The 20,381-nt window shown below is 58.1% G+C and carries 18 protein-coding genes; 5 read left to right on the forward strand and 13 right to left on the reverse strand.

What is annotated here, in order from left to right; all coding sequences use genetic code 11:
* Positions 1-104 precede the first annotated feature (104 nt).
* Both G7W63_RS06605 and G7W63_RS06610 read left to right on the forward strand, forming a co-directional pair.
* Positions 105-2,345, forward strand: a complete 2,241-nt coding sequence (locus G7W63_RS06605; RefSeq protein WP_166254959.1) for a TonB-dependent siderophore receptor — start codon at positions 105-107, stop codon at positions 2,343-2,345.
* A 111-nt stretch (positions 2,346-2,456) separates the two neighbouring features.
* The gene (locus G7W63_RS06610; protein WP_166254962.1) at positions 2,457-3,281 is read left to right on the forward strand and encodes a polyphosphate kinase 2 family protein; all 825 of its coding nucleotides are present in this window, start codon (positions 2,457-2,459) and stop codon (positions 3,279-3,281) included.
* Positions 3,282-3,651: 370 nt separating this feature from the next.
* Here the strand turns inward: G7W63_RS06610 and G7W63_RS06615 are convergent, their stop codons facing one another.
* The 5 genes from G7W63_RS06615 to G7W63_RS06635 form a co-directional block, all read right to left on the reverse strand.
* Complete coding sequence (locus G7W63_RS06615; RefSeq protein WP_166254965.1) at positions 3,652-3,996, reverse strand: PBPRA1643 family SWIM/SEC-C metal-binding motif protein; 345 nt, start codon at positions 3,994-3,996, stop codon at positions 3,652-3,654.
* 211 nt (positions 3,997-4,207) lie between these two features.
* Positions 4,208-5,533: an ice-binding family protein gene (locus G7W63_RS06620; protein WP_166254968.1), complete on the reverse strand. Its 1,326-nt coding sequence runs from the start codon at positions 5,531-5,533 to the stop codon at positions 4,208-4,210.
* Between the two features lie 517 nt (positions 5,534-6,050).
* A complete protein-coding gene (locus G7W63_RS06625; RefSeq protein ID WP_166254971.1) occupies positions 6,051-7,688 on the reverse strand; it encodes a methyl-accepting chemotaxis protein in 1,638 nt (545 codons plus the stop codon).
* 204 nt (positions 7,689-7,892) lie between these two features.
* The gene (locus G7W63_RS06630; RefSeq protein WP_166254974.1) at positions 7,893-9,518 is read right to left on the reverse strand and encodes a phytoene desaturase family protein; all 1,626 of its coding nucleotides are present in this window, start codon (positions 9,516-9,518) and stop codon (positions 7,893-7,895) included.
* A gap of 191 nt (positions 9,519-9,709) precedes the next feature.
* Positions 9,710-10,228 (reverse strand): hypothetical protein, encoded by a 519-nt coding sequence (locus G7W63_RS06635; RefSeq protein ID WP_207308899.1) that lies wholly within the window; start codon positions 10,226-10,228, stop codon positions 9,710-9,712.
* Between the two features lie 146 nt (positions 10,229-10,374).
* Here G7W63_RS06635 and G7W63_RS06640 point away from each other — a divergent pair, with 146 nt between their 5' ends.
* Both G7W63_RS06640 and G7W63_RS06645 read left to right on the forward strand, forming a co-directional pair.
* Entirely contained in the window at positions 10,375-10,689 is a 315-nt protein-coding gene (locus G7W63_RS06640; RefSeq protein WP_166254977.1) for a 2OG-Fe(II) oxygenase, read from the forward strand.
* A 365-nt stretch (positions 10,690-11,054) separates the two neighbouring features.
* Positions 11,055-11,840, forward strand: a complete 786-nt coding sequence (locus G7W63_RS06645; protein ID WP_166254980.1) for an SDR family oxidoreductase — start codon at positions 11,055-11,057, stop codon at positions 11,838-11,840.
* 32 nt (positions 11,841-11,872) lie between these two features.
* On the opposite strand, the gene G7W63_RS06650 is transcribed toward G7W63_RS06645, so the two are convergent.
* Positions 11,873-12,754 (reverse strand): FkbM family methyltransferase, encoded by an 882-nt coding sequence (locus G7W63_RS06650; RefSeq protein ID WP_166254983.1) that lies wholly within the window; start codon positions 12,752-12,754, stop codon positions 11,873-11,875.
* A gap of 99 nt (positions 12,755-12,853) precedes the next feature.
* Positions 12,854-13,570 carry a pseudouridine synthase gene (locus G7W63_RS06655; RefSeq protein WP_166254986.1) on the reverse strand — a complete coding sequence of 239 codons (717 nt, stop codon included), beginning with the start codon at positions 13,568-13,570 and terminating at the stop codon, positions 12,854-12,856.
* 215 nt (positions 13,571-13,785) lie between these two features.
* Here G7W63_RS06655 and G7W63_RS06660 point away from each other — a divergent pair, with 215 nt between their 5' ends.
* Complete coding sequence (locus G7W63_RS06660; RefSeq protein WP_166254989.1) at positions 13,786-14,226, forward strand: tetratricopeptide repeat protein; 441 nt, start codon at positions 13,786-13,788, stop codon at positions 14,224-14,226.
* Between the two features lie 33 nt (positions 14,227-14,259).
* Here G7W63_RS06660 and G7W63_RS06665 read toward each other — a convergent pair whose 3' ends face one another.
* The 6 genes from G7W63_RS06665 to G7W63_RS06690 form a co-directional block, all read right to left on the reverse strand.
* Positions 14,260-14,889: an ABC-type transport auxiliary lipoprotein family protein gene (locus G7W63_RS06665; protein WP_166254992.1), complete on the reverse strand. Its 630-nt coding sequence runs from the start codon at positions 14,887-14,889 to the stop codon at positions 14,260-14,262.
* Complete coding sequence (locus tag G7W63_RS06670) at positions 14,886-15,824, reverse strand: MlaD family protein (protein ID WP_166254995.1); 939 nt, start codon at positions 15,822-15,824, stop codon at positions 14,886-14,888. Before G7W63_RS06670 ends, G7W63_RS06665 begins: the two co-directional genes overlap by 4 nt.
* Before the next feature lie 2 nt (positions 15,825-15,826).
* On the reverse strand, positions 15,827-16,618 hold the full coding sequence (locus G7W63_RS06675; protein ID WP_166254998.1) for an ABC transporter ATP-binding protein: 792 nt from the start codon (positions 16,616-16,618) through the stop codon (positions 15,827-15,829).
* Positions 16,612-17,742: an ABC transporter permease gene (locus G7W63_RS06680; protein WP_166255001.1), complete on the reverse strand. Its 1,131-nt coding sequence runs from the start codon at positions 17,740-17,742 to the stop codon at positions 16,612-16,614. Before G7W63_RS06680 ends, G7W63_RS06675 begins: the two co-directional genes overlap by 7 nt.
* A 154-nt stretch (positions 17,743-17,896) precedes the next feature.
* Complete coding sequence (locus G7W63_RS06685) at positions 17,897-19,267, reverse strand: C13 family peptidase (RefSeq protein WP_166255004.1); 1,371 nt, start codon at positions 19,265-19,267, stop codon at positions 17,897-17,899.
* Positions 19,268-19,334: 67 nt separating this feature from the next.
* The gene (locus G7W63_RS06690) at positions 19,335-20,228 is read right to left on the reverse strand and encodes a dihydrodipicolinate synthase family protein (RefSeq protein WP_166255007.1); all 894 of its coding nucleotides are present in this window, start codon (positions 20,226-20,228) and stop codon (positions 19,335-19,337) included.
* Between the last annotated feature and the right edge of the window lie 153 nt (positions 20,229-20,381).

Below are 20,381 nucleotides of genomic sequence, written 5' to 3' on the forward strand. Positions count from 1 at the left end.
GCGAACAATTTTTATTTGTTTTTAAAAATTGCCTATATATAATGCGCGTCTCTTAAACTTTTAATCCAGTTCCACGTTTAACACTGCCCCGTACAGAGGACATTATGAACAGATCCGCATTAACTCGCAGCGGCATTTCATTCACCGTGAAGCCATTGAATCTGGCGATCAAGGCATCGGTAGCCAGCATCGCATTCGCAACGTTTTCGACGGCCCACGCCCAGGAAACTTCCACAGATTCAAATGACGCCAGCACTGAGGCGGTGCAACTGGAAGCCATCGAGGTAACGGCGGAAGCCGACAAAAACCCGGGGGCAGACCCTGCCGAAGAATATACCGGCCAGAAAAGCCGGGCTTCTTCGGGCCTGCCGCTTTCGGTCAGTGAGACACCTCAGTCGGTCACAATGATCACTGAGAAACGCATGCAAGACCAGAATCTCACCACCGTCAATGACGCACTGGCGCAGGCCACGGGTATTTCCGTAAAAGAATACGACAGCGCCCGGCAATTCTATTTTGCCCGGGGCTTCGAGATCACCAACTACCTGATCGACGGCGTTCCAACCCCCTTCGATCCAGGCTGGGGTACCGGCGAAAACCTCTCCAGCGCCAGGCAGTACGAACAGGTGGAGATCGTCAAGGGCCCAACCGGACTGATGAGCGGCATTGGTGACCCATCGGCTGCGATAAACCTGGTGAGAAAGCGCGCCGACTCAGGGGAGTTCAATGGCTCTGCGATCGTTGGCGGAGGCAGTCGTAACGAAGCCCAGGCCGCCCTGGATGTAGCCTCGGCACTCAACGAAGACAAAACGGTCCGCGGGCGTGCGGTAGTGAGCCACGAGCAGCAGGACTCTTTCCGTGACGTCGGCGCCAGTGAAAACAGCCTGGTCTACCTGACCACTGAGATGGACCTTTCTGCCAACACCCTGCTGACCCTGGGCGCAAGCTATCAGCGCAATGACAATGATGCGCCGACCTGGGGCGGCCTGCCCCTCTGGTATGACGATGGCACGCGCACTGACTGGAGTCGCTCCAAGACCACTGCGGCCGACTGGGCATACTGGGACAGTACCCACAAGAATGCATTTGCTGAACTGGGTCATTATCTCAATGAAGATTGGCAGATTAATGCACGCTTCAATTATGGGGAATCCGACAGCGACTCCCGGCTACTGTACGTAACGGGCGCCCCCAACCGGGAAACTGGCGAGGGAATTTCCGCGTTTAAAGGCGGCAACTTCAGGACCGACTCCAAGTACTCCATGGTGGACCTGTTTGCCTCTGGCCAATACGGCCTGTTCGGACGCGACCATGACGCCACCTTCGGTGTCTCCCGCGCCGAGCGTGAGTTCGTTGCCCACTCGCACAATGCCACCAGCGTCGCGCCTATTGGGGACTTCAACAAATGGGACGGCCGCGGTTACCCCGAGCACGAGTGGGGACCGGAATTCCTCTACGAAAAGCGCACTGATACCCAGCTGGCGCTTTATGGCTCCACCCGCCTGAACGTTACCGACAGGCTGAAGGCCATAATCGGCGCCCGGGTCACCGACCTTGAAGTTGACCGCGCTGAAGCTGCGTACAACAAAGAGCAGAGCATCGAGCACGACGTTGTCTCCCCGTACTTTGGTCTGCTGTACGACATCAATGAAATCTACACCGCCTATGCGTCGTACACCGACATTTTCAATCCCCAGGATGAGCTCGACGCCTCAGGTGAAAACCTTGATCCGATCGAGGGCGCGAGTTACGAGCTGGGTGTAAAGGCCGGCTTTATGAATGACCGGCTGGTCGCAACAGCGGCGGTGTTCCGCATTGAGCAGGACAACCTGGCCCAGGCTGATGGCAGCAGTTTCGTTGCCGGCACCACCGATCAGGCCTTTCGAGAGGCCGAAGGCGCTACCTCGGAAGGGATCGAACTGGAACTCGCCGGAGCCATTCGTGAGGGCTGGGATGTGCAACTGGGTGCCACCTACTACGAAGCTGAAGACGCCAACGGCGAGGATGTGAACACCAACCAGCCGCGCAAGCTTCTGAAAAGCTTTACCACCTACCGGCTACCGGGTGCGTTTAATCAGCTGACCATCGGCGGCGGCGTGAATTGGGAAAGCTCGGTCTATGCCGATGCCACCAACCCGGTCACCGGCAACCCGGAAAAGGTCGAGCAGGACTCGCTGACACTGGTGAACCTGATGGCGAGGTACCAGTTCACCGAAGAGCTCAATGTGCAGTTAAACGTTGATAACGTAACGGATGAGAAGTACTTCACTAACATTGGACAGTTTGGCCAGGTGGCCTATGGCGAGCCGCGTACGGTCTCGCTGACGGGCAAGTACAACTTCTAGTCCATGCGGACGGCAGTCAGAGCCCCGGTTACATAGCCGGGGCTTTTTTGTGTCTTGGAAACCGCTACAGTAAAACCATGGATACGAAAAAATGAACGAAAGGACAACTCCATGGCGGATAACCCGATCCCTTTCCCTGCCGAGCCCTGGTTCTTCGAGCCCGGCAAGCCCCGACTGGCGGACTATCCCTGCAAAGTAGCGGACGCTTCCACCTTGCCGAACCTGGAAACCAGCCTGAAAGCGATCGGTGAGTACCAGCGCAGGCTCTGGGCCAATCGCGAGAAAGCGGTGCTGCTGATCGTCCACGGCACCGATGCCAGCGGCAAGGACAGTCTGATCCGTACCCTGGCCGCCTACATGGACCCGGCAGGCTTCCATGCCTGGTCCTTTTCCCGCCCCGGAGGCGCTGAGAAACACCACGACTTTCTGTGGCGTGTCACACCCATGCTTCCCGCCTTCGGAGAGGTCGCGGCCTTTAACCGCAGTCATCATGAAGCGGTGATCGCCGAGCGTGCCTGGCCGGTATGGCAGCTGCACCGCTACAACTGGGAAGCACGCTACGCATCAATACGCTTTTTCGAGCGGCATCTGGTTCAGGAAGGCACCACCGTGCTCAAGTTCTGGCTCAATCTTTCAGCAGACGAGCACCGGCGCCGACTTCTCAAGCGACTCGATAAGCCCCACAAGCAATGGAAGTTCGACCCGTCCGATATCGAGGCCTGGGAACGCCGTGATGAGCTGCTCGGCTACGCCGAAGAGGCCCTTGCCGCCACTCACCTGCCGGAAGCACCCTGGCTGATCATTCCCGGTGACAGCAAGCCCAACGCCCGCGCCATTATCGCTCGCCTGCTGGCAGACAAACTGCGCGAACTGGCCCCGGAGTATCCCTCCGCTGACAAAGCCCTACTTGCGCGGTACCGGCGCATGCTCGAGTAGTCGGAGTATGATATTTCGTAGCGGAAGCTTCAGCTTTCGTGCACACCGAAGGGGTGCCCAGCATCGCGACTAAACTCGGGAGCCTTACGGCTCCTCGAAAGCTGAAGCTTCCGCTACATTAAAATAACCTACACCGCAGCTGCAGGGGTTTGCTCGTCCCTTACGTTCAAATGCCCTATCAGGGGGTCGGTCGTTCATCCGTTTTAAACGCCCGACAATACGGCATCAGGCATCCGATCTTTTGTAGCGGAAGCTTCAGCTTTCGTGCACACCGAAGGGGTGCCCATGACTTCGACCTACCTTGGGAGCCTGACGGCTCCTCGAAAGCTGAAGCTTCCGCTACCTTTGCTCGACTTACGCAGCAGGCACTTCAGCCACAGCACTTCTTGAACTTGAGGCCACTACCGCAGTGACACGGCTCATTTCGGGCAGGCAGCTTGTCCTGTCTGACAGTTGCGCCTTTGTTCAGCACGGCAGTCAGCCCGGCGATGGACTCGACGGCTCCCTCACGGGTATCAACGATGATGTCAGCGTGCAGTTGATGTTCACAAACCGTCGCTTCAATCTCCTGCTTCCGGGCTTCGCTTGTCACCACCAGCTCTAACGGAAACTTTTTGCTGCCCGTTCGCTTGTTGGCATCGGGCTGGTAACCGCCGTAAGCGGTGTGGTGCTGACGGGCGTCCTGCCTGCCTTTGAAGAAAAACTTATCGGACATTTCTGAAATCCTGCTGCAACGGGAGGGTGGATAGCGGACGGAAACGTGACTGCCAAAAGGCGCACGTCTTTTAGCATGCTTATGGGCCAGGGGATATAGGTATTGCTGGCCGGATAGCGAATAAAAAAGGACCCCTCAGGGTCCTTTTCCAAGTGGGGACGAAGCCCCGTGCGGTTGTGTGCGGAAGACTCTCCGCAAACGCCCGCGCTACTTATTCAGCCGGCTGATTCACGTCGTTGCCGATCAGCGTCACTGCGGTCTGCACCAGGGCACGACCGTTCAGGACCGCGCCAGACTTCATGGCGACAGCAGTCTTTCCCAAGATAACGCCATTAAAAGTTGTGCCGGCTTGTAGTGTTACCTCGCCTGCAACCTGCCAGAAGATATTCTGTGGCAGGGCGCCTCCGGTCAAGATTATTGACTTGCCGTCCTGCAGTTTCAGGTCTTGGTCAATCTGGAAGATCCAGACATCGGTAGCACTGCCGTTAAGAGTCACGTCGGACGTTACCAGAACGACAGACCCCCACTTGTAAAGGCCTGGGTCCAGAGTCAGCCCACCAATTTCACCGGCACCTAGCTCGGTAAAGTCCGGATCAGTACGGCCAGCAGCCTCTGCGTAGGCGGTTTCCATATCGCTGACTGCTGTGGTAAGGGTCTTCGGTATGGGCGCCGCCATATCCGCCCCAAACAGTTTGCCGGTCACCAGGGCAGATGTTGCATAGGTACCATCAGAACTCAGCACATAATCAAAACCGGCAAGTAAAGAGAGCGCCCCTGGGCTGACGGCAATGTCGCCGAGAATATCGGTGGTACCGGTGGTGGTAATCCCTGTTTTCGTCAGGAGCACATAGTTGCCTGCGCTACCAAGATCGACAGCCGCCGGGCTTGAGGATATGTCAGCACCGGTTGTGAAGGTCAATGAGGTCGCTGCCAGAGCAATACCTGCCAGGTCTTTAATGGAGGTGCTCAGACTCAGTGTATGAGGCGTAGTTACCGCAAGAGCTGTATCCGGTGAAAACACCACTGTTGTGGGATTCACATAGGACAGGGTGCCCGCTACAACTTCGCTGGCCGTATCGTCAGTCAGCGTAATATTGGCTGCACGCACGGTGGCCGGGTCAATGGCTTCGGTAAACACCATATTGAGCTTGATGTTCCGCAGAACCCCGGTTTCACCATTGGCTGGGTTGGTTGCCGTGATGTTGAGCTCAGGCGCTGTGGTATCTACCGTCACCCCTGTCTCGAAAGACCAGACAAAATCTTCTACCAGCGCGTGCCCCTTTCCGTCTTCAACGTCCGTGCTGACGGTCGCGGTATACACGGTGGAGGCCGAGAGCTTGCTGCCAGGGCTTAAAGTCGCCGTCTTGGTGGGCGCATCGTAGGAAACAGGGCCATTGATGGCGGCCTCGCTCGCACCTTGCAATGTAAAGCTGGCTTCATTCACGGTCTCACTGCTCACTGCGTTATTGAAGACGGCAACGACCTTGCTGTTGGTGCCAATGACAGTAGAACCATCTGCTGGCGCAGTGGACGTCACTGCCAGGGCCGCAACGACCAGAGGCTCATCAACGTTAGAAGTGTTACTGCTGGAGCTGCTGTCAGAGCATGCCGAAAGAGACAAAGCCGATAAAACAAATAAGGTACTGAATAAATATCTAGCGGTATTGCGGGGGAAATTCATTATTATTGCCTGCTGCTTTATTCTACCCCTTCATAGGGGCAGAGGTGGAACCGAATAATAAATAACCATTCAGTTCCGGGACGCCTGATGCACTCGCAACTATTTATTAATTCGCAAGAATTGCCATCACTGCGCTGTTGGTAAATCTGTTGCGGCCACAAATTGGTTAAGCCACGCTCTCTTTTATTCCTTATTAAATAAACAAGCCATTTATATCGTGTGTCGAATTATATCTGCTTAGAAATGAAGGGCCCGCGGGCATGGCTGGAACAATAGGAGCGGAGACTTTCAGGAACTTAAAATGCGTTTATTGCTCAGGAAGTCAGCCGCGATCATCCATTGGCATCGCGGCCAGGTACTCAGGGGCGGCCGCTCAGACCTTGAAACGGGCCGCCTGACTATTGAGCTGTTCTGCAGAATGCGCCAGGGATTTTCCAATCTCATCAATAGTGGCTGAGCGGGAGGCTCCCTCGGTGGCCAGGTCGTTGATCTGGATAACGCTGCGATTGATCTCGTCCACCACCTGGGTCTGCTCTTCCGTCGCGGACGCCACGCTGGCATTGACGTCAGCCAGGTCATTCATGGCCCCGAGAATGGCGTTAAGCTCCACTTCGGCATCGGCAGCCAGCTTCTCTGTTTCCTGCGCCTGCTTGCTGCCGACCTCCATAACAGAAACCACATCCGCTACCCCGCCTTGCAGGGCAGTGACCATCACCTGGATGTCTTCCGTTGATTTCTGGGTACGCTTGGCCAGGGTCCGGACCTCATCGGCCACCACCGAGAACCCCCGGCCCTGCTCACCGGCCCTTGCAGCCTCGATGGCGGCATTTAGGGCCAGCAGGTTGGTCTGGTCGGCGATGTCACGGATAACGTCCAGCACCGAACTGATGTTGTCGGAATCCTTCGACAAGGCCCGGATAACATCCACGCCCTTTGAAATCTGCGCGGCCAGCTGGTGCACCTGCCCCGAGGACTTCCGGACGATCACAGCGCCCTTCTCGCCGTTCTGGCGGGCCTGCTGGGTTGCGTCGGCTGCGGTCGACGCGTTACCTGCCACTTCCTCAATGGCGCTTTGCATTTCGTTGATGGCAGCGGCCACCATGGCGATGGCGTCGGTCTGTTTGGCAACTCCATCCCTGTTGTCAGCGGCCTCGCGATCAAGCTGATGGGCCCCGTCGGCCAATTGCTCCGATAACTGCTGGATGGTGCGGATCATGGTCTGAAGGTTCGCCAGTACCTTGTTGAAGCTTTCAGACAGGCGCCCCAGGTCGTCGTTGACCTCCACCGGTATACGTTGCGTCAGGTCGCCCTCCCCTTCGGCAATCTCGTCCAGTCGCCTGCGGATCTGGTTGATGGCCATGGCCACCAGCTTGCTGGACATGAAAAAGAGAATGGCTCCGATCAGCACGGCAGCCAGGGTAATGGTAACGGTAAGGGCTGCGCTCTGCTGGCCCTCGGCAGAAGCCTGTTTAGCCAGCTCCTGGGCCTGTTCGTCTGCAAACGCCCCCACCTTGTCGTAGTAGTCGCGCAACTCGCCAAACCTGGAATCGGATTCGCCACTCAGCAGTGCCCTGGCGCCCCTGGCATCACCGTTACGGGCCAGGGCCATTGAGTTCACAGCGGAGCTGCGCCAGTCATCAAAGGACCTCTGGAAGCCCTGAACCAGACTGTCACCCTGTTCTATGCCCAGCCTGAGCCGGGCGTTTGCCATACGCTCCAGTGCCTGATCAGCATTTTCATGGAAGTCGGCCTGGTGCTGTTCCGCGACCTGGCCACCTTCAGCAAAGTTTATATACGCCATCTGTGCGACCAGGGCCTGGTAGAGGTCCCGGTCCGCATTCAGCACTTCACTGACCGCAGGCAGGAGGTTTTCGGCGAGGTAGTCACTGTCAGCGACCAGATTCCGCGAGGTGGTCACACTAAGGCTTCCAACGATAAGCACACTGACAATGGCGACGATGAAAGGCAGGGCAATCTTCGTTCTGAGGCCAAGTTTTCTGAGAAAGTTCATAGGATAGGAGCGCTCGCTAGTCCAGCTGTGCCCCGAAGCTGAAGGGATGGGCACTTTGGGACGAGCGTAGCACCTATGCAGAGACCACTAGGCCCTTGATTTGTGGCGTTCTTGTTGCGAAACATGTCGGTATTGCACATTTCGTCAAGCAGGTGCGACAACTCGACTTTGTGCTCTGCCCGGGACGCGGCCTGACAAGCACTTTTACCCCACGAACATTTTCTTCGCCAGCGGTAGCCCCCGAAAGCCACTGACAGCCACAGTCGCAAGCAGCCCACCGATCATGGCGCCGGCCACGCCACAGGTCATCACATCCTGCCCCGTCAGGTAGAGGCCGGGGATCCGGGTTTTTGGCTTCAGCCAATCCTGCTCGAAGCGGCCCGGCGTGTGGTTCAGGCCGTAGATCTCGCCCTTGCTGTAGCGGCAGAAGTAATCGGTGGACAGGGGGGTGGACAACTCGTAGTAATCCACCTTGCCCTCCAGATGGGGCAGCTTTTCGTAAAGCTTGGCCAGCAGCCGCTGGGCGAAGACCTCCTTTTCGGCTTCGTACTCTTCTCCCCGCTTGCCCCAGGTTTTGTCCGCCCATCGTTCGTACCACTCGTAGGGACCCGGCGCGACAATCTCGATGGTGGCCCGGCCCGGGTAGCGTTCGGCAAAGCTCGGGTCCTTGGCAGACGGAAAGGAAATGTACGTCAGCGGGATGTCGGTCTCATCCGGCGCTGCCATGAAATCGCTGACCTGCTTTTCATAATCTGCGCCTGGGTAAATCCAGAAGTTGGTTTTCGGCAGCTTCAGGTTCTCGGCGGTGTCCTGCAGGCCAATGTACAAGCAATTGCTGGCCATGGACCTTTCCACGGTTTTCAGCTTTTCCTGGTAAAAGGCATGGTGAGGTGCGGTTTCCGGCAACAGCTTGTCGAATGTGTTGAACACGCCGGCGTTACTGATCACCAGCGGCGCACGGACCTCTTCACCATCGGCCATGCCCACGCCAACAGCCTTGCCCTTCTCGATCAGGATCTCCTTCACATCGGCGTAGGTGAACACTTCCCCGCCGCTTTGCTGGATGACCGGAATAATAGTTTTTGCCATCTCCGAGGCGCCGCCGATGGGGTAGTAGCCGCCGTACAGATAGTGCCGGGCGATCAGGGCATGAATAATGAAGCTGGATTCCGCCGGCGGCAGGCCATTGTCGCCCCACTGGCCTGTAAGCACGGCGATCAGTTCCTGGTTGCCGGTCAGGCTTTCCAGCACCTCTCGGGTTGGCCGGTTCAGGTAGGAAGGCGCGGCCCGACTGACCAGCTTGCGCAGGGGCCCGGCGGCAAGGTCCGGAAGCACCTTGCCGATCACCAGCCCCGGCATGGCACTGGCCACTTTTTTCAGGTAAACCAGATAGGTATCGATGGCTTTGTCTTCACCGGGGAACGCCTTCTTCAGTTCCGCCTTGAACGCCTCCGGCCCCGCCACCAGGTCCACATGGCGGTCGCCAAGAAAAATCCGGTCAAAGTGACTGTCCATGGGTGCCCATTTGAGCTGGCCATCGGTAATATGGTCGAACAGACGCTTGGTGAGGGTGTGGTCGGCGCCCACATCCCCGATGTAATGCACGCCCACATCCCACTCGTAGCCGTTGCGCTCGTAGCTGTGGGTAAAGCCGCCAGCGGTGTAGTGTTGCTCAAACACCACCACTTTCCTGCCCAGCTTGCTCATGCAGGCGGCGGTGGTCAGCCCACCGATGCCGGAGCCGATCACGATGGCGTCGTAGGGACCCTCAAGACGACTGGCGCGATAACGACGGCCGACACGGATAGTGCTTGGCTTAGGGCTGCTCATGGGATTTATTCCTTGTATTGTTGTGTGTGATCGGCGACAGAACCCTCAAGCAGGAGCGTGACCACCGCTTGTGCCTGCAGTGTCTAGGCGCGGATGTTCACCTTCGGTAACGCCTGCCCACCGAACATCAGCCGGTACAGATTGGGTTCGTCTTTTATCGTTCCCCGCCCTCTTCCGTGTTACTGAGCCTGTCAGCCCAACGCATCTCTCTTTGCCTCAAGCCGCGTCTGCGCCTCGAAGGCAGTCTGGTAAACCTCAGGCTCAGCCAGCATTCGCGCGACACCAGCCGTAGAAGCACCCCATACACAGTGCGCCGCGAGCATCAACAGATTGCGGCGCAAAGGATGCTTGGTGGCCGGGCGAAGTATCGTCGCTGCGGGAATCCAGCCGAGGTAGCTGGCAGCCCATACCGTCACGCCAAAGCCGGCACCCCGGAGTATCGGGCGGGGCCGTTTATGCAGGAACAGACCGTAGAAAGCGCCGGTCGCGGCGCCATAGACAAAATGGGAGGCCAGGGTAAGTTCGACCATGGACCTGTCATCGACAGTCCTGTCGATGGGCGAGCGCTCGACCAGATCCTCCATGATTTCCCGTGGTGGAAGCGGGTAGCGCTCTTCCCGGGGCAGTTTGCGATGCAGTTTTTCCATGGCTATGGTCATCGGCACTGTCGCCAGCAAGCCTCCCAACGCGCCAGCAAGATATGGATTCATAGGAGGTTCCTTCCCTTTCATGTCCATGGACCTCAACTCTACTGCAGCATTTCACCCCCCGCAAACAGTCCGGGGGGCCAAAAGGTTGACCCCACCCTCCCCTGGAATCAGACTCAGGCATACACACCCATCACGCGTACAAGCCGATGCCAGAGAAAGTTAAAACACGGATTCTTCTCCATTCCAGGTTCCTTAACGCCTACCTGGTACGCTACCCCGAGGGTCATAAAGTCGTGCCCCATGTCGACATGGTCTCCGGGGGTCGCCTCTACAAGCTGAACTGCGTGCTGGCAAAACCGAGATCAGGCGGCGAGTTCATCTGCGAAAAAAACATCTTCAATCTGTTCGGCCGGGTCATACTCTTTCGGCCTGACCTGCACCAGCACCGGGTCTCAAGAATAGAGCGGGGTAATCGGTGGTTGCTCAGTTTTGCGTTCACCACCCAAAGCGAGAGCGCTTAGATCCTAACCAATCTCCAGCTCCGCCCGGGATCGCTCGCCTGAAGAGACAAAGGCGGAGCCCACCAGGTAGGCCACGGTGAGCGGGCACAGCCTTTCGACGAACATCAGCATCATGATGATCATCTGACCGGCGCCGGACAGTTCTTCGGTCAGGCCTCCGAATTTTCATGCTGATTTCCTCCCTGGCAGCTGACCGCACGCCATCTGATTAATCAACTGACCAACCAGAACCGTTACAAACGGGGGGGCCGGAGAAGTTAAGGGTTAAAAAATACATCCGTCGCTGATTCCCCACCGTAGCTCCCTTAAGCACACCTGCTTATAACGCAGGCTAAACGAAGAACCCAGGACTGGAAGACGGACCCATGTGGACACTCATTACAGGCGCAGGCTCCGGTATTGGCCGGGCACTGGCATTGCAGCTGGCGGAGATGGGGCACGACCTGATCCTCGCTGGTCGTACTGAATCAAAACTTGCAGAGATCGCAGGCCAAATCGGCAGGGACTGGCCTCAACGCACGGTAGTCACTCAGGCTGTGGAGCTAGCAGACCCAGGCAGCACCCATGAGCTGGCAGCCAAAGTGTGCACAGTAACCGACAGGCTCGGGGCTTTCATTCACTGCGCCGGTGCCGGCGAGCCGGCTGGGGATCTTGCCGGCCTCGCCCTGTCGGATTTCCAGGAGGCGCTCGCAGTGAACCTGACCGCGCCACTGTTACTTTCCAAGTCCCTGCTCCCTGTTCTGACAGGAAACGACCCCAGTGCGCGGGTAGTGATGATCGGCGCCGGCATGGACACCCAGGCCCAGACAGGTACAGGCAGTTACGGCATCAGCAAGATGGCACTTCGGCGGCTGGTTCAGCAGCTTGCAGTCGAGTTCGGCGCCCTGGCCGACGGGCCGTTGGTGAGCCTGTTCCAGCCGGGCCTGGTGGATACCCCCGGCATCCGCGACCATGTCCGGAAGGCCTCGGCGCTGGGTCTCCCCCACGCCTCGTGGTTAAGCGACCGCTTGGAGGCCGGCGACTGCCTGAGCGCCGAACAGGCCGCCAGCGCCCTCGCCTACACATTGAGCGACCTCCCCCGGAGTGAGTTTAACGGGGGCGTGTTCAGGGCCGGGGAACTGGTGGACTCGCTGTCTTTTTCTGCCAGTTGAGCCCCGGTTACTAGAGCGAACGGACTGAACCTTCAGGCCGCCTCCACAGACCGGGCTTTTTCCATGTCCAGCGTCGCCTTCACCGAACGCGAAAACTCGGCTTCTTTCTCGTGCGCAACGAAGAAGAAGTTATTCAGGTACTTGCTGAACTCCCTCGCCTCCAAAACTTCCGGGTTCTGGTCATGGCTCTGGTCAAACAGCGCGACCGGCTTCAGTTCATACTCCCCGATACTGACGAAATAACCGGCGTACCCAAGCCCTTCTATTTTACGGAAGATGTCTTCAATGGGGTAGTGATGGTGCCGGGCCTCAATCTCGACCAGCATCAGCGGATGGTGCTTTGCAATGGTCCTGATCGCACCTTCAATCACCTGCAGCTCGTGGCCCTCGACGTCTATCTTGATCAGTCCCACCGGGCCGTCCAACTCTGTGTCGGCGATGTCGTCTAACGGCTTGAGGTTGATCTCGACTTCCTTGGCGCCAGTCTGCCCGGTTTCCTGATGGTCGTTCAGGGTGGCCCGGGTGTCATAGAGGGTGCCTTTGATGATGGGCACTCTGATTTTCTGCCGCCCTGTGGTATTCGAAAGCGCCAGGTCGAAAACCCGGCTTTTGGGAAAGCGGTCCCTCAGGCCTTTGTTGAGGCTTGGGAGGGGCTCAAAGAGATAGACATGATCAGGGCCGAACACATCCTCCAGGGCGGCACTGTAGAAGCCTACATTGGCGCCGACATCGAGCATCGATGAGTTTCCGAAGTCGATAGTGCGAAGGAGTTTTGCTTCAATCTCGAAAGGGCAGTTGGCGGAAAGAGTCGTTTCGATTATCTGTTTGCGAAGGCGTTTCTTTTCCCGGGATGCTTTGAACGGTCGGTAATACCGGTGGTACATCTTTTTCAGAAGGGCTCTGATTGCGGACATGGGAATACACTCCGTGTTTTCCACTTGCTCGAATTTTTGGGGTGAATAACGATCACACAGAGACCCCGGGCTTTCAATTTAAAAACACGTCAGATTAAGCTAATCCGTACCCTGCTTGACTTTTACGCTAACGGACGCAATTTCTGCCCCGGTCAACGGGCGCCAGCCCCCTGGCTCAAGTGAATCCTCCAGCTCGATCACACCCATGCACTCCCGGTGCAATGCCGTGACCTCGTTCCCCACCGCAGCAAACATCCGCTTTACCTGATGGTGACGGCCTTCATAGATGGTTACCCTGGCCTCGTGGCTGCCCAGCACTTCGATCTGCGCCGGTGTGGTGGTGAGGTTTTCCCGGGCCAGATAAATGCCCTGGGCGAAACGCTCCGGCGCCTCGGAACTGACCGGCTCAAGCGTGCGCACCCGGTAAACCTTCGGCTTTTTCCCGCCCGGGTCAGTCAGGCATCGCGACCACTGGCCATCACTGGTCAGAATCAGCAGCCCGGTACTGGCCCGGTCCAGACGCCCGGCAATGTGCAGCAGGCTCCGCAGTTCTGTGGGCACCAGTTCCATCACGGTCGGGTGGACAAGGTCGGAGGTTGCACTGAGATAGCCTGCCGGCTTATTGAGCATGAGGTAGTGGCGAGGTTGACCTTGCAGGCGAGCACCTTGAAGCTTCACTTCAGAAAACCGGTCAATGATATGGCCTGGTGTACGAATGACCTCGCCGTCCACAATCACATGGCCAGCGCTGACCCATTCCCGGGTGGTGCTGTAGCTTTGGCCGGTGTGCTTGCACAGGAGTCGGTCGAGTCGCATGAAACCAGAGCCCGGGTATCGGAAGTCATAACCCGCCATCAGGAGCGCAGCAGGTTGTCAGATGGGCATCTTAGCCCAGATGCCGGTTCGGAATTTAAGAGTTCTCAGCGTTGGTTGAGAGTGGATAAAGGTACTTAAGTACCGTTCCCCCTCACCACCAGCCCTGCTAGTTTGGATCAATCACCCTATCCCAAGCCACCCGAAGCGGAGGCCTCATGCGGCCTTACAGTCAAATTCTCAGGTCTGTCGCGCTCATAATACTGACCATCCTCACATTTCAGGCAACTCAGGCATCTCAAACAACCCAGGTACAGCAGGCAGATGACCAGACCCGTATCGCCCGGGACATGATCCGCACCCTGGAGGCCTACGCCGTCTACAAGATGGGCCAATACGACCTGGCGTTCGAACGTTACCTCGCCCTCGCCGAGGACGGCAACCGCCAGGGCATGATGAACGTGGCCAATATGTATGCGGAAGGCAAAGGTGTGGAGCAGAGTGACAGTAACGCCTATCAGTGGAACCTCAGGCTGGCCGAATCCGGCGACCGGATTGGCATGGCGGCGGTCGCACAGGCTTATCGCACCGGCAGAGGCGTAGAGCAGGACTCTGATAGGGCCAGGTTCTGGGACACGCGAGCCGGGGTTAAGGAATAGGTCCACCTCTACAGACGCGGGCCCCATAACAGATCAGTCCCTGGCCCCAGCCTGTTCCAGGAGCCAGTCCACAACCTCCCCGCTCAGGTCATCGCTGGCCCGACCAAAGGTTGCAACTACGCTTTCGATTGTTTCGTCAGGGCTTGGTTTGCGGACTTCAAAGCTGCGGCTCGCGAGAATCCGCTGAGTGTTATTGTCGACCAGTTGCGCGTCGAGCCGAATTAGTACTGTCGGTGTGCCATCAACATATTCACTCTGGAATGCCCGTAAACGGCTGTCCAACTGCAGGTCGGCATAGAGATTGGCATCGGCGCTACTCACGGAAGAGCCCTGGCCTACATGCTGAAACGCTTCGATCAGACGGTCCCGCAACAGGGTCGGAGCCAGGTCAGCCCAACGTGCCCCCCGATAGGAGGTTATTTCACTGTCCTGCACAACCGCTATACGCCGGCTGTCGAGTATATGGCCGGCCCGGGGTGTTCCGATCGCCAATGACTGGCTCAGTGGCGCCGCGCCGGGGCGCTCCTCCAGCGGCTCGTGAGGCAGCAGGAAAGCACGGACCGGTTCTCCCTCCGGCAGAATGGTGCAGGCGGTTAATGTGCTGAAAAGAACAGCGACCCCGATAAGCATCAGGAAGGCCCGGAGGTTATGGCAGACAGTCATGGGGTGAACTCCTCGAGTTGTTCGCGGCGCAGCAGAAATTCGCCAGGGTTGGCCTCCAAGCGCTGGGTGATGCGTTTCAGGTTGTTCAGGGTGCCCCGCAGCTCCCTCATGACCGGGGCTATTTCGCCTAGCCCTTGCATCCCTCGGTCCAGGGAGCCCTCGTGGGCACTTAACATGCGCTCCAGCTGCGCTGTGGCACTCTCAAGGGAATTCATTGCACTTTCCGCGCTGGTAAGAATATCGTTGCCATTCTTATCCAGCATTGCATTGGCCTGCTTCCCCAGTCGTGAGAATTCAGCCATTGCCTCTTCGGCCTGCTCGGCACTGCGACTGAAGTCTGTAATCGCGCCCGCGAACTGTTCATCCTGCTCTGCCAGCATCAGTGAAACCTTCTCGACGTTGCCAAGTATGCGCGCCAAGCGGTCGCCGTTTTCCTCGGAAAAGAGACGGTTCGCGTTTGTCAGTAACTGGTCAACCTTGGAGAACAGGACCTCTGAGCTGCTGAGCAGAGAGCTTATTGGCGACGGCTCCGCCTTGATGAGTGGTGGGTTTTTCCGGTCACCCTCAAGATCAGGCCCCCCTGGCGTACCGCCGCTTAACTGGATATTCATGCTACCAGTAATATTGGCCAGACTCAGGCTGGCCCGGGTGTCTTTCTTGATCGGCACATCACTGAAGACACGGATGAGAGCCCGGACTTCACGGGGATCATCGGACCCGAGCCTGAGGGACAGCACTTCGCCCACCCTGATACCGCTGTACTCAACAGCGTTACCCTCGGCCAGGCCACTGACCGAGCGGTCGAAGGCGATCTCGTAGTAGGCATAATCCCGGTCAGTACTGGACTTGCTCAGCCAGAGGGCGAACAGCAGGCCACCTGCCAGCGTGAGCACGGTAAACAGTCCGATCAGGATGTGATTAGCACGGGGTTCCATAGTCAGTCGTTCTCCGGAGAATGGGCCTGCCCGGCCGCGCGGCCGCGGGGACCATGAAAATAGTCACGAATCCAGGGATCGTCGAAGTCTTCAACGACGGCCAGGCAGTCGGCGACCAGGACGCGGCGGCCGGACAGCACGGCAACCCGGTCACAGGTGGCATAAAGGGTATCCAGATCGTGAGTCACCAGGAAGACACTCAGACCAAGGGAGTCCCTGAGGGTCGAAATCAGCTTATCGAAGGCCGCCGCGCCGATCGGGTCCAGACCTGCTGTGGGTTCATCCAGGAAAAGGATCTGGGGATCCAGTGCTAACGACCGGGCCAGGGCCGCACGCTTGATCATTCCGCCTGACAGTTCGGACGGATATTTCAGAGCCGCATTCGAGGGCAATCCCACCAGCGACAATTTCATCCTGGCCAGTTGCTCGGCATCATTCCGCTTGAGTTTCCCATGCTCGATCAGTGGCAGGGCTACATTTTCCTGCAGATTCAGCGAAGTGAACAGGGCACCACTCTGGAACAGTACCCCGAAACGACGCTCGACCCGGGAGCGTTCACCGGCGGGCAGTTGCCGAAGGTCTTCGCCGAAGACCTCAATAGTGCCATCGCTTGGCTGCACCAGCCCGACAATACTGCGCAGCAACACCGATTTGCCGGAGCCCGATCCGCCGACCACGCCAAGGATCTCGCGCTGGAATAGATCCAGATCGAGGTTTTCATGGACAACCTGGCTGCCAAACCGGTTAACCAGGTTACGCACACGAATCAACGGCGCCTCTGTTCGACTCACCATCCCATTTCCTGAAAAAATATCGCTGCAACGGCATCGAGGACGATCACCATGAAGATCGACTGCACCACGGCCGAGGTGGTGTGCTCACCGACTGACTGAGCGCTGCCGCTGACCTTGAAGCCTTCAAGACAACCAATAACGGCGATGATAAACGCAAAGAAAGGCGCCTTCGCAAGCCCGACCAGGAAGTGCTGGACGGCAATGTTCTGCTCCAGGATCGAGATAAACTGGGCCCCCGGAATATCGAGAAGCAGCACGCAAACAAGCGCGCCACCGAAAATGCCACTCAGCATGCCGATAAAACTCAGCATCGGCAGGGTGATCATGGTGGCCAGTACCCTGGGAAGCACCAGTAGCTCAATCGGGTCGAGGCCGATTGCCCGAAGAGCGTCTATCTCTTCATTTGCCTTCATGGCGCCGATATGAGCCGTGAAGGCACTGGCTGTGCGCCCCGCAAGGAGAATCGCCGCCAGTAGCACACCAAACTCGCGGAGGAACGAAAATGCCACCAGGTCGACCGTGTAAATGGTGGCGCCGAAGTCACGCAGCACGGTGGCCCCCAGAAATGCCACCACCGCACCCACCAGAAAAGTCAGCAGCGCGACGATCAATACGGCATTGAAACCAGTCTGATGGATATGGGCAACGAGAGGTGTAAGGCGCCACCGTCCCGGTTTCAGCAGAACAGCCCCAAGCGATGCCAGCGTCTGGCCAATAAAGCCCAGCAACAAACGCTGCTGGTGCCAGAGTCCGATCACTCGCTGGCCGGTTTCTGCCAGAAAAGCGATTGCCGGGGAAACTTGCTTCACATCGGGATACCGCGCCTTCGCCACCGCCTGCGCCACCGTTTTAAGCAAAGCCAGGCGCTCTTGTGGCAGGCCTGGTTGCCAATCCGCAACCTGCTCCAGCCGTTCGGCGCCAATAAGCTCGGCCAACAGGGCTGCGCCCGCAGTGTCGAGGGCAGCCAGCTCATTCAGCGTAATCTCGCCAACGTCCGGGCGACCACGGGCCAACTGGACCTCCACTCCGCGCTTGAGCTCGGTGTAGTGCTCAACAGTCCAATCGCCCGAAATGCTTAGTTGACCTGTTTCATATTCGAATTGGCCAGGTTGGATCATGGTCATACAGGTTATCGTTCTCTCAGCTATTGATGCGGTTTGTCACCAAGAAGCGGTCGGAAGCACTGCTGTGTTGCCACGGTTTCAGGATAGATCAGTTTTAGGCAGGTGGGTGGGTTAGCTGATATGGATTGTCGCCTCTGGCCCGGGATCAACAGATTTAGCGCTGGTTAACGTTCTTGCCGAGCCACGCACTCAGGTCATCACCAAGATGGTATTGAGGCCAGGACCAATGCTCCTCCTCCATAGCCGTTTCCTCTTCCCAGCTTCTTATCTGCCTGCTGATATTCTCGAACATCGCCTCAGGCTCGATGAACGACAGCCCCACTCTCTGATACACCGCCTTGGTGAACCAGGTCATTTCCGAGTCATCGCCGCAGCCGAAAGAGGTGCGGTCATCCCTGGCAGAGGTCAGGATCATGGTATCGCTGTCCCTGAGTTCGTTGAGCCAGTGGCCTGAGTAGCAGGCGGAGACTACCAGTACCTTGCGGCGCACGTCCAATGGCTCCAGCATGTCCGCGAAGTCACGGGGGGAAAGGTTAGGCAGCTCGACGCCCGGTTGCTGCAGCAGCAATTGCCCGTCCTGCATGCCATGGCTGACCAGGTGCACCACGAGCAGGTCTTCCTCCGGATTCATCTGCTCATCCAGCGCCTTGAGCGCCGCCGCAATGGAAGGCCTTGTCGCCAGCGGAAGGGTTTCGTAATCGCGGTGGTTGAGCAGCAGAATGTCGCGGTCTTCAATATCAAACCGCGCCTGCAGACCGGTTCTGGCCACCTGGATGTCCCGCATGAACACCGATTCGGTACCGTCGCCGCCCACCGCAAGGAAATAGGCATCCGTCAGGCCGGGGCGCTCAGGTGCCAGGCGTTCGACCTGGCTTGCCAGGCGCTGGTGATCCTCGGCAAGAATCTTTTCAGTAAGCGGGGCGGGGGCGGCTTCCGGCTCAGCCTCTTCACCATCAACAAACTGGCCGTAGGCCCAGGTGCCCGAGAGACTTGCCGTAGTCTCCGGCCCGTCGAGGTAGGTGAAGCTGCCCTCGCCGTGGTAGTACCAGTCCTGAAAGTCCCCCTCGTAGGTACCGTAGTCGGTCACGTGCTTGCCCTTCACCGGATCGCCTCCGGCGAACTCGGCGATGTAGGTGCCGCTGCTGACTTCGTAACGACCCTTACCGTGGAAGTTCTCGTCCTGGAAGGCGCCCTCATACCGGCTGTCATCATCTTCCAGCACACCCTGCCCTGCCATCTGGCCTTTCCGGAATTCGCCCTCATAACGCCAGCCCGCCGGTGACTCAAGCTCCCCCTCGCCATGCCAGTAGCCGTCACGGAACTCACCGCTGTAGGTCATGCCACTGGCAAAGGCCTGAACACCCTCACCATGAAAAAGGCCTTCGTGAACGTCACCGGAGTAGGTGCTGCCGTCGGGAAGGCGGGCATCGGGCGGGAACAGCTGGCCGGCGTCGCAGGCAGTGAGCATTAGCGTGGCAACCAGGGGCAGGAACATTGCGGCAATGCGCGGGCGAGCATGTTTCATTGTTGGTTCTAGTCCCGGGGTGTGCGAAGCAGGGCTTGTGTGGGTGTCGTCAGGCAGGGTTAAGGTGTCACGTTAACTCAAGTTCATCAATCAGTTTTGCCAGTTGTCGGCGCCCTTCCCCGCCCAGGGCCTTGAGGGGCAGCGGTAAACAGGGTGCCTCAATAAGCCCCAGCAATTCTGCCGCGGCCGCGACAACACGCAGGCTCCCGCCATGCTCACCGAACAGTCTCCATAAGGGCTCTAGCCGATCCGACAGCCGGGTTGCTTCCAGCACATCGCCGGCTTCCGCCGCCCGGGTGATCGCCAGTGCTGTGGCGGGAAACACGCCGCCGATCACCGAATACCAGGCCTCGCAGCCGGCATTCAGACCCCTGGCAGCAAAGGCATCGCCGCTGACACCGAGGGTGACATGGGCAGGAATCTGCGAGCGAAGCCGTGCTACCCGCGCCTCTGCCTCAGCAGGCACTTCAGGCACACCTGGAATCTTGATGGACGCCACATTCGGAAGCCGTGCTATGTGGCCATGAAGCTCGTCGCTGAACACAAACTGCGTAGTGCCGGGGTTGTCGTAGACGCAGAGCGGTACGGACAGGGCGCCGGTGACGGTCTCGTAGAGCCCGAACACTTCGTCCGGAAGCAGTTTCTGGTAGGACATAGGCGCCAGCAGTACCCCGGCAACGCCCGCCACCTGCGCATCATCAACCAGGGCACGCACATCACGGGTGCGCAAGGCACCGATTCCCGCGATCACCGGCACCCTATCCGCGTGCTCGACCGCTAGCCTGACGATGCGCGCCCGCTCGGCCATGGTGAGATACGCATAATTGCCGGTCGAGCCCAGCACACCAATGGAATCGACTTTGGCGGCAACCAGCCGCTCAATGAGCCGGACAAACGCCGCTTCGTCCAGACCATGTTCATTCATCGGAGTCAAAGGAAATGCGCTGAGGCCGGAAAACATGCTGACTACTCCAGGTCATGAAAAAAGGGCTCATCAAGAGCTTTGGTCATTATCCACCGTTACCGCCGAACTTGCCGAAGAATGAGTCGAGATGAATTACACATAAAGCCAGCCTCATCATTGAGTATCTTCAACCGCCCAATATAAGTCAGA

Source organism: Marinobacter salicampi (genome assembly GCF_011074795.1).
Taxonomy (GTDB): Bacteria; Pseudomonadota; Gammaproteobacteria; order Pseudomonadales; family Oleiphilaceae; genus Marinobacter; species Marinobacter salicampi.